Below are 14896 nucleotides of genomic sequence, written 5' to 3' on the forward strand. Positions count from 1 at the left end.
CAATAAGATCAATTGAATGATCTGAGTTGTGGAATTTATCTATTATAAACGCTATTAAATTTCTAATTAGTTCAAGTTTATTTTGCAATTAAGCTTTGTAATAAAAAATAATAAACTGCCACAATTAACAGTAGAATTTGTTGAAATTATAATAATTAGTGGAGTATCAAAAAATAATCTCTGAAAATAACTAATTTTTCTTGACACCACTAAAAAGATATAGTACAATACTACTTGTGACATAAGTGGAGAGATGTCCGAATTGGCTAAGGAGCCGGACTTGAAATCCGGTGAAGCCGAAAGGTGTCAGGGTTCGAGTCCCTGTCTCTCCGCCATTGAATATTAAGGGCTGATGCCCATTTAGAGACCTGCCGAGAGGCGGGTCTTTGTGTTTTGGGGTTGAATCCTGCAATTTGAATTTCAGAATCAAATTGTTTTGAAATTTGCAGGATTTTTAAATTTTAGCTTGAAATTAGTAAAATATAGCATAAGGATAACTTTTAGCTAATTAATCATAGGGTCATATAATTAAAATAACTATTTAACAGAAGGAGAATATAAATGGTACATAATCCAACATATAGAGTTATTTCTATATTACAAGCTGTTTCTAATCATCAAGATGGATTTACACTTAGTGAGCTAACTAAAGAAACCGATATTCCATTAGGAACAATTTCACCAATATTGAAAACACTATTGGACTATAGATTTTTAGAATTAGATAGTTCTACAAATAAATATACAATAGGGATTCAATCATATTATATTGGTTCTTCCTTTGTTAGTAAAAATTCTACTCTTGATTTAATACGTCAGGAGATGAATTCACTCTCAAATGATTGTAATGAGACTTGTCAGCTAGGTATCTTAAAAAAAGGGCAGGTCTTTTATTTAATCAAGGTAGAAGGTCAAGAGCCAATTCGAATTGTTTCAGAAGTAGGGAAAAGTCTTCCTGCCTATACTACAGCACTTGGAAAGGCGATTTTATCTCGTTATACAGAAACAGAGCTTGAAGAGCTTTATCCAGATGGTTTAAAAGCATTAACTTCTAATACAATTACAGATATGGGTATTTTAAAAGATCAATTAAAGGATGTTAAAGCTACTGGTTTTGCAATAGAAAATGGAGAAAGTGGAGAACACACAAGCTGCATAGCTGTCCCAATTCATCAAAATCATGAGATAGTTGCTGGTTTAAGTGTTGTTTATCCCAGTTTTAGAGAAACAAAAGAAAAACGAGATTTTATCAAAGCAGCTTTATTAAAATATAAAAATAATATTGAGAAGATTTTAGTGGAGCATAATTTAATATAAAAATCTAGAAATAGCCCAGATCTATAATTATTATAGTTCTGGGTGTTTTTTTATGTCTAAAAGATTATGTTTAATGACATAGAAATAGTTTAGATAGGTCTTTTTATTTTGCTTATTTTATAGAATAGGACCGGACATTTGTCCTAAATGTAAATAAATTAAAAAAATTCTAAAACAAAACTTGATTTTCGTATATAAATAAGATATCATATATACGAAAGAGAATACAATACAAAAAAAGGGTGATGTCAGATGAAGTACAGAAGTGAAAAAACTTTACGAGGAACTGAAAATCAATATTATCGAGCAACTTATAAGTCGATGGGATATTCAACTGATGATTTAAAGCGTCCGATTATTGGTATTGCTAACTCATGGACTGAAGGTGTACCAGGACATTTTAATTTGCGTCAGGTAGCACAAAGAGTAAGAGATGGTATTTATCGTGCTGGAGGAACACCTGTTGAATTTGGAACTATTGCTTGTTGTGATGGGATGGCCCAGGGACACGATGGTATGCATTATATTCTACCTTCTAGGCAAATTATTTGCGATAGTGTAGAAACTTTTGCTCAAACACAATTAGTAGATGCTCTGGTATTATTAGGATCTTGTGATAAGATTGTGCCAGGTATGTTGATGGCAGCAGCCAGACTGGATATTCCATGTATACTTCTTCCTGGTGGACCAATGGAAGGTGGTATTGTATTTGATGGAAGAGAGTCTGACCAGACATCAAGTATAGAAGCACTGGGGATGTTGAGTGCTGGTAAAATTACTGAAGATGAATACACTGTTTTAGAAAATTTAAGCTGTCCCAGTTGTGGTTCCTGCTCTTATCTTGGAACAGCAAATACTATGTGCTGTTTATCAGAAGCTTTAGGAATGACATTACCCGATGGTGCAATGATTCCTGCTACTTCAGCAGATCGCCTGAGAATTGCTGAAAAAACTGGCATAAAAATTGTAGAATTAACTAAACAAGAAATTAGTGCACGTAAGATTATTACAAAAGAAGCTATTCGCAATGCTATTAAAGTTTGTCTGGCTATTAGTGGAAGTACTAATGCTGTTATGCATTTAACAGCAATTGCACATGAAGCAGAGTTAGATATGGATGTATTAGCTGAATTTGATAAATTAAGCCGTAAGACTCCTCAAGTTGCTAAAATTAATCCAGCTAGCCAGTATAATTGTGTTGATTTTCATAAAGCTGGGGGAGTACCACGAGTTATGGAATCTTTAAAAACAAAATTAGATCTGGATGCTTTAACAGTTACTAATCAGACAGTTGAGAAAAATATTTCTGATCATGTTTATCAATATCCAGAAGATACAAGAGTAGTTCGTTCAGCAGAAGAACCTTTTGGATTTGAAGGTGGGGTAGCTGTATTAAGAGGTAATCTAGCCCCTGATACAGGTGTAACTAAACCAGGAGCCTTTGATAAGAGTCTATATCACTTCACTGGTGAAGCTATTTGCTTTGATAGTGAAGAAGAGGCGGAAGAAGCTATTTTGAATGGAAAAGTTAAAGCTGGTCATGTAGTAGTAATTCGCTACGAAGGACCAAAGGGTGGACCTGGAATGCGGGAAATGTTTAAGGCTATGAAATATCTCTATGGACGTGGTTTAGGTAAAACAACAGCTCTTATAACAGATGGTAGATTTTCCGGCACAAATAATGGATGTTTTGTTGGCCATATTTCTCCAGAAGCAGCAGAAGGTGGACCAATTGCAATTGTAAATGATGGCGATAAAATTGAAATTGATGTAGATAATCGCAGTCTGAAATTGTTAGTAAGTGATGAAGAAATTGCAGAGAGATTAAGATCCTGGCAGCGTCCTGAGCCAAAATTCAAGCGAGGATATTTAGGACTTTATGCTAAACTTGCAGCCTCAGGTTCTGAAGGCGGTATATTAAAGACTGAGCAATTATAAATACTATAAATTGAAAAGAGGTGAACTAAATGAGTGTATCAGCTATAGGCGCTATATTGGCATTAGTTATTGCAATTATTCTAATCTTAAAGAAGGTTCCTCCAACCTATGCGATGATAATTGGAGCAATCATCGGAGGATTAGTTGGTGGAGTGGGTTTATTTAATACTGTTACATATATGATAGATGGCACCAAAAATATTGTTTCTGCTGTAATAAGAATTGTAGTTGCTGGTGTTCTCGCAGGAACATTAATTGAATCAGGGGCAGCAGCACGAATTGCAGAGTCCATTGTGGAAAGACTTGGCAGTAAAAATGCAATACTGGCAATGATACTTGCTACTTGGGCTTTGACTGCTGTAGGCGTTTTTGGAGATGTAGCTATAATTACTGTCTCTCCCATCGCTATTCAGATTGCCCAAAAGGTAGGCTATAGAAAACTAGGTATCTTGATTGCTATGATCGGAGGAGTTAAAGCCGGGAATGTAATGAGTCCTAATCCTAATACTATTGCAGCCGCCGAAACTTTTAAAGTTCCACTTACTTCTATGATAGCAGCAGGTATTCCAGCTGCAGCTGCAGCAATTGTTATTACATTGATTATTGCAAAGCGTTTATCACATCATGGAACAGAAGTAGTTGCAGAACATATTGTAAGTAGAGATGAAGATCTTCCTGGTCTAGTAGCCTCACTTTCGGGACCTGCAGCTACTATTCTTCTTTTACTGGGGCGTCCACTTTTTAATGTAACTATTGATCCTTTAATTGCTCTACCAGTTGGAGGCTTGGTAGGAATGATTGTAATGGGAAAAGTAAAGCATATTATTCATTATTTAGAATTTGGTTTAGAAAAAATGAGTGGAGTTGCAATGCTGTTGATTGGAACAGGTACTTTAGCCGGAATTATTGCTAATTCAACTCTAAAAGTAGTAATAATAGATGGTTTGAATTCGGTTGGTTTACCAGCATTTTTACTGGCCCCAATTTCTGGAATTTTAATGGGCGCAGCGTCAGCTTCTTCCACAGCTGGCACAACTCTGGCAAGTCAGGTGTTTGGGGGAACTATTTTATCATATGGAGTAGGCTCCCTGGCTGCAGGTGCAATGGTTCACTCGGGTAGTTTTGTATTTGATGGTCTTCCTCATGGATCATTTTTTCATGTTAGTGCGGGAACTGTTAATATGCAGATTAAAGAAAGACTAAAATTAATTCCTTACGAAGCATTTATAGGGTTTTGTATGGTAACTACTTCTACAATTTTATATGGAGTAATTAAAATATTAGGATAGGTGAGAAATATGAAAGCTGAAATTATAACACCATCATTAACAATATTTAATGATGACGGAAGTATTGATTATGGTGGGAATCGCAAGTTAATAAGACATTTAATTGATAATAAAGTAGATGGAATCGTACCGCTGGGAAGTACAGGCGAATTCACTTCGCTTTCATTTAAACAGAAAAAAGATTTTATAGACTTTTATTTATCTGAAATTGATGGAAGTGTTAAAGTATTACCTGGAACAGGATGTATAAATTATCAGGAAACAATTGAACTCTCTAATTTTGCTCTAGCTAAAGGTGCTGAAGGAGTACTTATTATCGGGCAGTATTATTATGCTATGACTCAAGCAGATATTTTTCATTACTATGATTATTTAGCTAAGCAGATTGAAGGGAATATATATTTATATAATTTTCCTGCCCGGACCGGTACTGACATTACTCCGGAAACAGTATTACGTCTACTGCAGAATAATAAAAATATTATAGGAATGAAAGAATCAGTTTCAACATTTACCCATACAAAAGATATTATGCAGTTAATTAAAACTGAATTTCCTCAGTTTAAAATGTATTCAGGTTTTGATAATCAGTTTTTAGATAATATTGATTATGGAGGTCAAGGATCTATAGGTGGTTTATCCAATATTTTACCTGGTCTTTGGTCAAAATGGGCTAATGCTAAAGAAGATGATCTTTATAATGAAGTCATTAGTATTAAAGAAAAAATTCTTTCGCTTATGAAATTATACCAAATTGAGTATAATTGCTCAGGTCTTTTCAAAGAATTATTGAAAGCAAGAGGATTAGATATCAATACTACAACACTATTTCCTTTTGAGGATGTAAAAAAAGAATCAATAACAGAAGGTTTAGAACTTATTTCGCAGGTAATGGATGAATAGAATATAAAAAAATTGAATTAACTACTTAAAAAGGCTTCTCTGCTAAGTTCAGAAAAGTCTTTTTTGTATATATAGCTATAATAATTCACTAACATTACATAAAAATATTTAAGCATTGTCAAATTTAAGTTATTGATAAAGTATATTATCTATCAAATTAATCCATTAGAAAATGATAAATATTATTTTTGGAGAAAAATAATGTGGTGATTGATGGTTTTTCTCTTAACAAGAACGACATTTTATTATTTTAAAAGTAAATTAATGAACATTTTAAAAGGAATTAATTTCTTTTTGCAGAATACTAATAGTTAGTTAGACTAGAATATCAGTCTAAATGTGAATTTAAGTATAAAAGTATTTGTTACTAAAATCATTTTAGAACTGATCTAATAAAGCTGCTCAATAAGTAGTCAGGGCTGCAGAAAATGCAGCTTAAAAGCAATAGATTTTTGGTATAAAAATACTAAAGAAATAACTGTAAAGGAGGATGCAAATGTCAACCAGCCGCGATATACAGGCTAAATTAACAAAAGAGAATATTTATAAAAATGCTGTCAAATTGATTCAAAAAAAGGGTTTTGATAATATTTCTGTTAATGAAATTTGTGATAGGGCAGATGTTTCTGTGGGGACTTTTTATTATTATTTTAAAAGCAAAGAAAATATTTTATTTGAGATATATAAAAAATCAGATAATTATTTTGAAAATACAGTTTATGAAAATTTAAAGTCAGAGAACAGCCTGGAGAAGGTGAGAGAGTATCTTTTTCATTATATAAAGTTTGTCAAAAGTGAGGGTATCGATATGGTAAAAAAACTCTATATACCAAACAATAAGCTTTTTATTAAAAAGGGAAGAGCTATGCAAACAATTTTGGAAGATATTATTGCAGAAGGACAGCAGAAGAATCAAATATCGAATAGAATGACTCCGAAAGAAGCTGTCAGATTTTCTTTTGTAGTAATGAGAGGAGTTGTCTTTGACTGGGCTGTTAATGATGGCAGTTATGATATTATAAATTATTCAGAATCATTTATAGACTCTGTCTGTGACTATCTTTCTATTAAACAAGAAGATTGTTAAATATAATTTAAAAATAAAGCTGTTTATGTATTTTGACAGTATTATTATTTTGTGATAAACTGAACGCATTCAGTGAATTAATTCACTGAATAGAATCTATAGAACATTCAGGGAGGTGATTTGCTAAGTAAAGTAGTGCTTAGTTTTTAAGTAGTAAATATTTTAGGGGATAACTAAAAGTTTTAAAGTAAAAAGGGAAAAATATATTTTTTTGATATTAAAGTTAATTTTTTCACAAAAAAGCACTATCAAACAAATTTCAAAAATTAACAAAAAGAAGGGAAGATAAAAAAATGAAAAAGTTATCAATTATTTTATTTTCAGTAATGCTTACTTTATCATTATTGGTTACTCCTGCAGGAGCAGCAGTAATGAGTCTGGAAGCAGGTACATATAGTGGTAATGGAGAAGGGATGAATGGAACAATTGAGGTTAAAGTTACAGTCGCTAAAGATGAAATTACTAATATTGAAGTAGTTTCAGAAAATGAAACCGATGGGATGACTGATGCTGTATTTGAGAAAATACCAGAGGATATTCTTGCTTATCAGTCATTAGCAGTAGATGCAGTTTCTGGTGCAACATTTGCCAGTAAAGGGCTGTTAGCTGCAGTTACAGATGCATTAAAAAAAGCAGGTGCTGATGTTGATTTCTTAAAAAACAAAAAAATTGAAAAAAAAGCAGCTAAGAAGATAGAAGATAGAACTACGAATGTAGTTGTTATTGGAGGTGGTAATGCAGGTTTAGCTGCTGCAGTGACCGCCAGTGATCAGGGAGCCGATGTAATTCTTCTAGAGAAAATGCCGATGCTTGGGGGGAATTCAATTAGAGCCGGTGGAGCCTATAATGCAGTTGATCCAGAAAGACAAAAAGAGCAGGGGATAGAAGATTCTGTAGAAAGACATTTTTATCATACATATACTGGTGGTGATAAAGAAGGTAAAATCAAATTGATTTATACCCTGGTTGATAATGCAAATAAAGGGATAGATTGGTTGGAAAGTATGGGCATGGGTTTTGAAGATGAAATATTTACTGTACTTGGTGCACTCTGGCCCAGAAGTCATGCACCCAGTGAGCCAGTTGGAAACGGATTTATAAACACTATGCGCGATCAGGCAGAAAAAAATGGTGTAGAAATTTTACTTAATACAAAAGCAGAAGAACTGATTACAGAAGATGGACGAGTTGTTGGAGTTAAAGCCAGCACAGAAGATGGTAATTTTGAAATCAGAGCCAGCCAGGGTGTGGTTATGGCAGCAGGTGGATTTGCGGCAAATGTTGAAATGAGAAAGAAATATAATCCTCTGCTAGACGAAAAAACTAAAACAACCAATCACCCTGGAGCTACTGGTGATGGAATCGTTATGGCAGAAAAAGTAGATGCGGATCTGGTTGGGATGGAATATATTCAGAGTCTTCCTTTAGGTGATCCCAAAACAGGCTCACTCAAAGGTTGGGCAGGTATGAGTGTTGAAAACTATATTTTTGTCAACAAAAATGGTGAGAGATTTGTCAGTGAATCAGATAGAAGAGATGTAATGACAAATGCACTTATCGATCAGCCAGATAGCTTTATGTATATAGTATGTGATGCGCATTCCATGCCGGCTGGGTCCAAAAACTCATTTAATGAAACAATTGAAGAGCTTGTAGCCAAAGGTAAAACTCTCAAAGCTATGACCATTAAAGGACTGGCAGAGAAAATGAATGTAGATCCTGAGGCATTTGCTCAGACAATTGAAAAGTATAATAAAGCTGTAGAAACTGGAGATGATGAGTTTGGTAAAACATTATTTGACAAAAAGTTAAATAAACCTCCTTATTATGCAAGTCCAAGAGTACCTACAGCTCACCATACAATGGGTGGAATTAAAATTAATTCGGATACCCAGGTAATTGATACAGATGGCAATGTTATCCCCGGCTTTTTTGCTGCTGGTGAGGTAACAGGTGGTATCCATGGAACAAATAGATTAGGTGGTAATGCTCTGCCTGATACAATTGTGTTTGGTAGAATTGCAGGAGAAGCTGTAGTTAAAAATTCACCTGCAGAAATAAAATAATTAATGATTAAATTAGGCTGCCCTTTAGAAATAAAAATTTTAAAGGGGGCCTTTTATCTTAAATAAGTCAACTGGAGTGACAATGGTTTATGAAGAAAAAGGAAATAATAAGTATTATAGTTTTACTGCTGATTTCTCTTGCTTTTATATTCTTTTTTAATATTGATTCAAATAAAGAAGCCAAAAAAATTATTGAGGTTCAGGTTGGAAGTCAGATTTATCGCAGAGTTGTTATAAAAAATAATGATTATGAAGAAACTATTCCTATCAAAAGCAATTTCGGTTTGAATATATTAAAAATATATAATGGTGGAGTCGAAATGATTGAAGCAGACTGCAGAAATAAAGTTGGAATAAATACAGGCTTTATTAGTGAACCAGGTAAAATGATAGTATGTCTGCCGCATCAAGTCCTGGTTCAGATTAAAGGAATGGATTAAAAAAGAAGGGGGAGAAAACATTGACTAGAACAAAGAAGCTTGTGATAATTTCACTGTTTGTATCCCAGGCCATAGTTTTAAGTATTTTTGAACGTATGATTCCAATTAATTTTGCTGTTCCGGGTGCCAAACTTGGCCTGGCTAATATAGTTACAATTATATCTATATATATATTTGGTCTGCGCGAGACAATACTAATTGTTCTTTTAAGAACATTTATGGCCTCAGTTTTTGGAGGAACTTTTCTAACATTTTTGTACAGTGTTTCAGGTGCTCTGATAAGCCTGGTGGTTATGTATTTATTAAAAAAAATTCCCAAAGAGGAATTTACTATTGTTGGTATCAGTGTATTTGGCTCGATCTCTCATAATATTGGTCAAGTTATTATGGCAGTATTGATAATTAAAAACATTAATATTGCCCTTTACTTACCAGTGCTGATTATTATTTCTATTCCTACAGGTCTATTTGTAGGTTATAGTTCTAAAAAAATGCTTAAATATTTAAGTAAAACAAAATTTTTAAGGACCTGTATAATTTAGAAAAATATTTTTTTGTTTTTATACATATTTTTATCTGCTAATTCATAACAAACCTGGATGTCCCTACTCTCGTCATTTGCGGTAGAGATTCCTAAAGAAATTTTAAAATCTGCAGGGTATTCATTTTTATGATTTTCTTTTTCAAAATTTGTAGTTATTCTGTCTGAAATTTTTTCAGCTTCTTTTCTGGTTGTTTCAGCCAGAAGAATAACAAATTCATCTCCACCTACTCTTGCCAGGATATCTTCACTTCTCAGGCTGGATTTAATTATTTCTGCTGCTTTTTTGATATAAAAATCTCCTTTAAGGTGGCCAAATTTGTCATTTACTTTTTTTAAATTATCCAGGTCACCGATTATAATACTCACCGGATATTTTTTTGAACTGTTTAACTTATCAATCTCCTTTTTGAGATAATGTCTATTATAGACACCTGTTAATTCATCATGAAAAGATAAATATTCAATTTTTTGCCTCTGTTCAACTTTTTTGCTAACATCAATCAAGTTAGCCAGCAGATAACCATTATTAAGAGGTTTAATTCTGAATTCGATATATTTTTTATCTCCAGCTTTAGTTTTAATTTTTAAAGTCCGATTGTAATCTTCTCCCCTTTTCATTTTCTGTTCATAAAAAGATTTAACTTCTTTTCTTTCATCTAAATCATCATAAGCTGCTTCAAACCACTGCTCCACAGTCTTGATATCTTTTAGTGAATATCCGGTTATTTCTGTCATTAAATCATTAATAAAAACAAGTGAACCCTCTTTGTTAGAGATTACTATTCCGACTGTTAAATTATTAAAAACTGTCTCTATACTCAGATCTTCAAAAATTGTTATCATCCCCTTTTACGGCTAAAAATTTGCACAAATCTTATTTATTAATTTTATCACAAAAAGAATAATATATAAAAATAAATAATAATATAATGCATTTTTTTTGGCTTGTTTTATTCTCTGCAGGACAATAAAACAAGTGAAAACTTTAATTATTGTTTAATAAAAGGAAAACCATTAGTTTTGAATAAGTATATTTATAATAAGCGTAAATATTTTTAATATATTTATATAGAGGGACTGGTGAGCAAAAATGAAATTATTTGCCGGACTTGATATTGGTACAGATGGTGCCAGAATTGATGTCCTCACCGAAAATTTGGAATTAAAATATGAGAAGTCTATTAATTATGAACTGATTTCGCCCCAGCAGGGATGGGCAGAACAGGATCCTGATCAAATTTTCGATACAGTCTATTCTCTGCTGGCTGAAGGGATAGAAAAGTTTGGTCAGGAAGACTTATATATTATTTTTTCATCAGTAATGCATAGTATTATGGCTGTTGATAAGCAGGGAAAAAGGTTAAACAATTTAATTATTTGGGCCGACAGCAGGGGAGAAAGATATCGAGATCAGTTAAGTGAAGATTATGATTCAGATTTATTCTATTCCAGAACTGGCTGTCCTCTTCATTCTTCCTACTGGCCTGCTAAAATAATGTGGCTAAAAGAAAATGTTTCTGAGAAAATAGATAAATATGTTTCTATTAAGGAATATATTATTTTTCGTTTAACCAACGAATGGAAAACGGATTATGCTCTGGCCTCAACCTCTGGAATTTTTAATTCATTAAAAAAGGAATATGATAAAAAAATATTGAAAATACTTGCTTTGTCTGAAAATGATTTAGCAGATGTTTATTCCGGCCATCATATCTTTAAATTTAAAATTAAAAACAGAGAAGTCAATGGGATTTTAGGTTCTACAGATGGAGCTCTGGCTAATCTGGGGGCCGGCTCTATAAATAAAAGTAAAATTGTCTTAACAGCTGGTTCAAGTTCAGCAGTCCGCTACACTTCCTCTGAATATACTCATGATCCGGAGGGGAGGGCCTGGAATTATTTTATTGATCAGGACTTTTATATAATTGGTGAGGCTACTAATGGGGCCGGGGTAGTTTTTGACTGGTTTAAAAATATATTAAGCTATGATGATATAAAAAAATTCAGCAGCGAAAATCTGCCTCAAATACCATACCAGGGGAATGAAATTATCTATATCCCAACAATGATGGGAGAAAGAGCTCCCAGTTATAATGAAAAAACAAGAGGGTTTTTCTATGGGCTTTCTTTAAATCACAGCCGGGAAGACCTGGTTCTTGCTGTTTATGAAAGTATTGCTTTTCACCTGAAGCTTATTTATGAAGATCTTCTAAGATTAAATAATTGTGAGCAAATTGATCTTATTATGACCGGAGGTCTGGGGCTGACAGATCATTTTATGAAATTACTTTCTTATTTACTTGGTGAAATTAAATATATTCCTGATTATAAACAGAATACAGCTGTAGGAGCTGCTATGCTGGGAATTAAAGTTGTTGACGGAATATCTTATTCGGAGATGCTTAAACATTTTCCGGACTATAAGCTAGTTATTAATAAAAATGACTCTGATTTCACTTCTTATCTGGACTCAAAGTATCAGCATTTTTGTGAAGTCTACCAACATCTGCAGAAAAATTATGAAGTGTTTACTTTAAATAAAACATAATTTAGAAAATAGTTCGCGAAACCCTCTGAGAGGCGGGCTTTTTTTATTTATCTCAAATCATGTTATAATTATTAACAATCAAGAATTATGTTAATAATTATAAAGGAAGGTGAAGATTATTAAAGTTATAGCTTTTAATGGTAGTCCAAAATCAGAAGGTAACACTTATCACGCTTTGAAAATTATGGAGTCTGAATTTGAGAAAGAAAAAATTGAGGTTGAAATTATACAGGTTGGTAATAAAAAAATAAGAGGCTGTCTGGCCTGTAATGAATGTGTTAAAAGTCAGGATGAACGCTGTATTATCGATGATCAGGTAAATGGCTGGATTCAAAAAATGAAAAATGCTGATGGAATTATCCTGGGTTCACCAGTTCATTACGCGGCAATCGCAGGGACAATGAAATCATTCTTAGATAGAGCCTTTTATGTAGCAAGTGTGAATGGAATGATTTTTAGGCATAAGGTTGGAGCACCTGTTGTAGCTGTAAGAAGGTCAGGCGGGTTACCCACTTTCAATCAATTAAGTAATTATCTTAACTACTCAGAAATGATGATTCCAACTTCAAACTACTGGAATGTTATCCATGGAACCAGTCCAGGTGATGCTTTAAAAGATAAAGAGGGTAAACAAATCATGAGAGTTTTAGCAAAAAATATGGCTTATTTGATGAAACTAAAAAAAGCAGGAGAAAATGAAGTGAAAGCACCTGAACAGGAGAAAAAAGAATTTATGAATTTTATCCGAGAATAATATAAAAGTAGGTGCTGGTTATGAATAGAAAAATATTAAAATTTGTTGTTATAATATCAATTATTATGACAGGTGTTTTATTGCTGAGACATTATGGTCTAGATGAATATGTGACCCTGGCAAATATCACAAATCTCAGACAAAATATTGATCAGTATGGATACTGGGGGCCTTTTATGCCCAAAATTATATTTATGGCCTTACAAATATTAAATTTGCCACCTATTTTATTTTTTCCTGGGTAGGTATGCTGCCCGGAACAGCTGTCTACTGTTTTGCAGCCGGTTCAATAGCGGGTGGAGGGAGTTTAAAGAATACAATATTTTATCTATCAATTGCCGGAGTTGGTTTTGTGATTTTATCTCTGCTTCCAAAATGGATCAAAAAAAAATAATGATTTGATTGATTAAGATGAATAGTAAAAATCAGATTATAAAAATGCTAAATGTTGAATAAGTATTAATAAAAGAGGTCTGCTTTTAAAAGCGGGCCTTTTTTAACTTTCAAGAGGATTTATTTTAGAAATAAGTTAAATATAGTGTGTGATAAAAAATAAAAGTAGATAAAATTTCAAGACAACGTATGTAGACTTTTTTCAGCTTTGGAACTGGATGCAGCTAGTAAGAAACATGTATTAAAAATAGAGTGCATTTACTTTTAATACATAAAAGAAAATAAAATTTATTTTAAAGAAAATAAAGGAAATATCACCTCTATCATGAATTATATTAATAACAAAAAATATTTTTTTGAAAGGGGTAATTTATGTGAAAAAAACAATTATACCATTTTTTATATTATTCATTTTAATATTTAGTTTTTCCGTTTATGCTCTTGATGATAGTACTCTATATAATGTTTATAATTTTCGAGTTAATGCAGATTTTGAAATTGATATGGGAAGCCGATTCAATAATATGATATGGGTTCCTGCTTCAAGTCTAGGAAAACCAGAAATAAATAAAGTTGATATTTATGATTTGAAAAATGATATAAAAATGGCCCAAAAAGAAATTGATAATGTTTATGAAGCTCTAATGTTTGTGAATTTATTTTTTGATAGTTCAAGCGGGAACTTGAAAGTTAGATCTAAAAATATAGAATGGGAATTCTCTGAACCAATTGAATTAGTGTTTGAAACAAAAACTGGTAATTGTGCAGGAATGAGTAATCTAGTTGATTATTTGTTAGAGGGCGACTATGAAGAAGAAGGTTTAATGTGGAGGCATATGAATAAAAATGCAAAAAGAAATGGGGGACATATAATTAATTATGTTAAACATAATGGCAGGTATTATTTCTTTGATGTTTTAAGTGTTACTAAATCTAATGATAGTTACCCGGTAGAAAATGGTAGTATGCGAGAACAGGGGAGAGTAGACTGGGCAGACCCTGTAATAATGGCTAAACCAGAAGAATACATGAAATTTATAAACTCAGCAGCTGATTTTTCACTTTTTGCTATGATTAAAAATATAGATTATTCGATCGGTAAGGGTGCAGATAAATTCTATTTGCCTCACCATTTGGATAATTCTAATACAAAAATATATGTTACAAAAACCAATAAATGGGATATAAAAAAAGCAGAAATAAATTTACCAGTTCCCCAAGAATATAAAGGATATAATCAATATAGTGAATACAAAGATGAATCCTCTGACAAAGATTTTAAGATTAATACACTAGACTTTTAAAACAATTGATTGATCGTTAAAAATTTAAGATTACTTTCTTTATTTAAATTGCAATTTTGATCACCCAATATTTCTTGGATTTTAAGTTATATTGGGTGTTTTCTATTTATGGTACTTTTTTATTTTTCCAATTAATCAATGTTAGAAGTTAAATTTTTAAAAGTTCTTGAGTAAATTAACTTAACAAAGGATTTATTTTTGTTTTTTCAGGCAAAAAATCACTAGCATTGCATAAAAATATTTAAGAAAAGTCAAGTTCTATTTTCAGCGAAAATACTTGCTTAAAATAGAAAAACTCCTTATAATTGGGATT

Annotated in this window: 14 protein-coding genes and 1 tRNA gene; 14 read left to right on the forward strand and 1 reads right to left on the reverse strand. The window is 32.4% G+C overall.

Translation table 11 applies throughout. The annotated features are described in order from the left end of the window. Nucleotides 1-247 precede the first annotated feature (247 nt). The 9 genes from C7958_RS11175 (at nt 248) to C7958_RS11215 (ending at nt 9582) form a co-directional block, all read left to right on the forward strand. Nucleotides 248-335, forward strand: a tRNA-Ser gene (locus C7958_RS11175). A gap of 226 nt (nt 336-561) precedes the next feature. Beyond that, the gene (locus C7958_RS11180; RefSeq protein ID WP_111572763.1) at nt 562-1317 is read left to right on the forward strand and encodes an IclR family transcriptional regulator; all 756 of its coding nucleotides are present in this window, start codon (nt 562-564) and stop codon (nt 1315-1317) included. Nucleotides 1318-1569: 252 nt separating this feature from the next. Then, nucleotides 1570-3255, forward strand: coding sequence for a dihydroxy-acid dehydratase (gene ilvD / locus C7958_RS11185; protein WP_111572764.1), 1686 nt, complete (start codon nt 1570-1572; stop codon nt 3253-3255). A 29-nt stretch (nt 3256-3284) separates the two neighbouring features. After that, nucleotides 3285-4544, forward strand: coding sequence for a GntP family permease (locus C7958_RS11190; protein ID WP_111572765.1), 1260 nt, complete (start codon nt 3285-3287; stop codon nt 4542-4544). 9 nt (nt 4545-4553) lie between these two features. Then, nucleotides 4554-5447, forward strand: coding sequence for a dihydrodipicolinate synthase family protein (locus C7958_RS11195; RefSeq protein WP_111572766.1), 894 nt, complete (start codon nt 4554-4556; stop codon nt 5445-5447). Between the two features lie 496 nt (nt 5448-5943). Next, on the forward strand, nt 5944-6534 hold the full coding sequence (locus C7958_RS11200; RefSeq protein ID WP_208320758.1) for a TetR/AcrR family transcriptional regulator: 591 nt from the start codon (nt 5944-5946) through the stop codon (nt 6532-6534). A gap of 293 nt (nt 6535-6827) precedes the next feature. Beyond that, on the forward strand, nt 6828-8600 hold the full coding sequence (locus C7958_RS11205; RefSeq protein WP_111572768.1) for a flavocytochrome c: 1773 nt from the start codon (nt 6828-6830) through the stop codon (nt 8598-8600). A gap of 89 nt (nt 8601-8689) precedes the next feature. Next, nucleotides 8690-9040 (forward strand): NusG domain II-containing protein, encoded by a 351-nt coding sequence (locus tag C7958_RS11210; RefSeq protein ID WP_111572769.1) that lies wholly within the window; start codon nt 8690-8692, stop codon nt 9038-9040. A gap of 20 nt (nt 9041-9060) precedes the next feature. Continuing rightward, the gene (locus C7958_RS11215) at nt 9061-9582 is read left to right on the forward strand and encodes a Gx transporter family protein (protein WP_111572770.1); all 522 of its coding nucleotides are present in this window, start codon (nt 9061-9063) and stop codon (nt 9580-9582) included. On the opposite strand, the gene C7958_RS11220 is transcribed toward C7958_RS11215, so the two are convergent. Continuing rightward, a complete protein-coding gene (locus C7958_RS11220; protein ID WP_111572771.1) occupies nt 9579-10427 on the reverse strand; it encodes a sensor domain-containing diguanylate cyclase in 849 nt (282 codons plus the stop codon). The genes C7958_RS11215 and C7958_RS11220 overlap by 4 nt on opposite strands. Nucleotides 10428-10674: 247 nt before the next feature. On the opposite strand from C7958_RS11220, the gene C7958_RS11225 reads away from it, so the two are divergent. From C7958_RS11225 to C7958_RS11240, 5 genes are all read left to right on the forward strand, one after another. Beyond that, nucleotides 10675-12132, forward strand: a complete 1458-nt coding sequence (locus C7958_RS11225; protein ID WP_111572772.1) for a gluconokinase — start codon at nt 10675-10677, stop codon at nt 12130-12132. Between the two features lie 118 nt (nt 12133-12250). After that, nucleotides 12251-12886 (forward strand): NAD(P)H-dependent oxidoreductase, encoded by a 636-nt coding sequence (locus tag C7958_RS11230; RefSeq protein ID WP_111572777.1) that lies wholly within the window; start codon nt 12251-12253, stop codon nt 12884-12886. Nucleotides 12887-12906: 20 nt separating this feature from the next. Continuing rightward, nucleotides 12907-13131, forward strand: a complete 225-nt coding sequence (locus C7958_RS11235) for a hypothetical protein (RefSeq protein WP_111572773.1) — start codon at nt 12907-12909, stop codon at nt 13129-13131. Between the two features lie 2 nt (nt 13132-13133). Next, the gene (locus tag C7958_RS15675) at nt 13134-13280 is read left to right on the forward strand and encodes a hypothetical protein (protein ID WP_166668531.1); all 147 of its coding nucleotides are present in this window, start codon (nt 13134-13136) and stop codon (nt 13278-13280) included. A 373-nt stretch (nt 13281-13653) separates the two neighbouring features. Further along, entirely contained in the window at nt 13654-14583 is a 930-nt protein-coding gene (locus tag C7958_RS11240) for a hypothetical protein (protein WP_111572774.1), read from the forward strand. The last annotated feature ends 313 nt before the right edge of the window (nt 14584-14896 follow it).

Source organism: Halanaerobium saccharolyticum (assembly GCF_003259895.1).
Classification (GTDB): Bacteria; Bacillota; Halanaerobiia; order Halanaerobiales; family Halanaerobiaceae; genus Halanaerobium; species Halanaerobium saccharolyticum_A.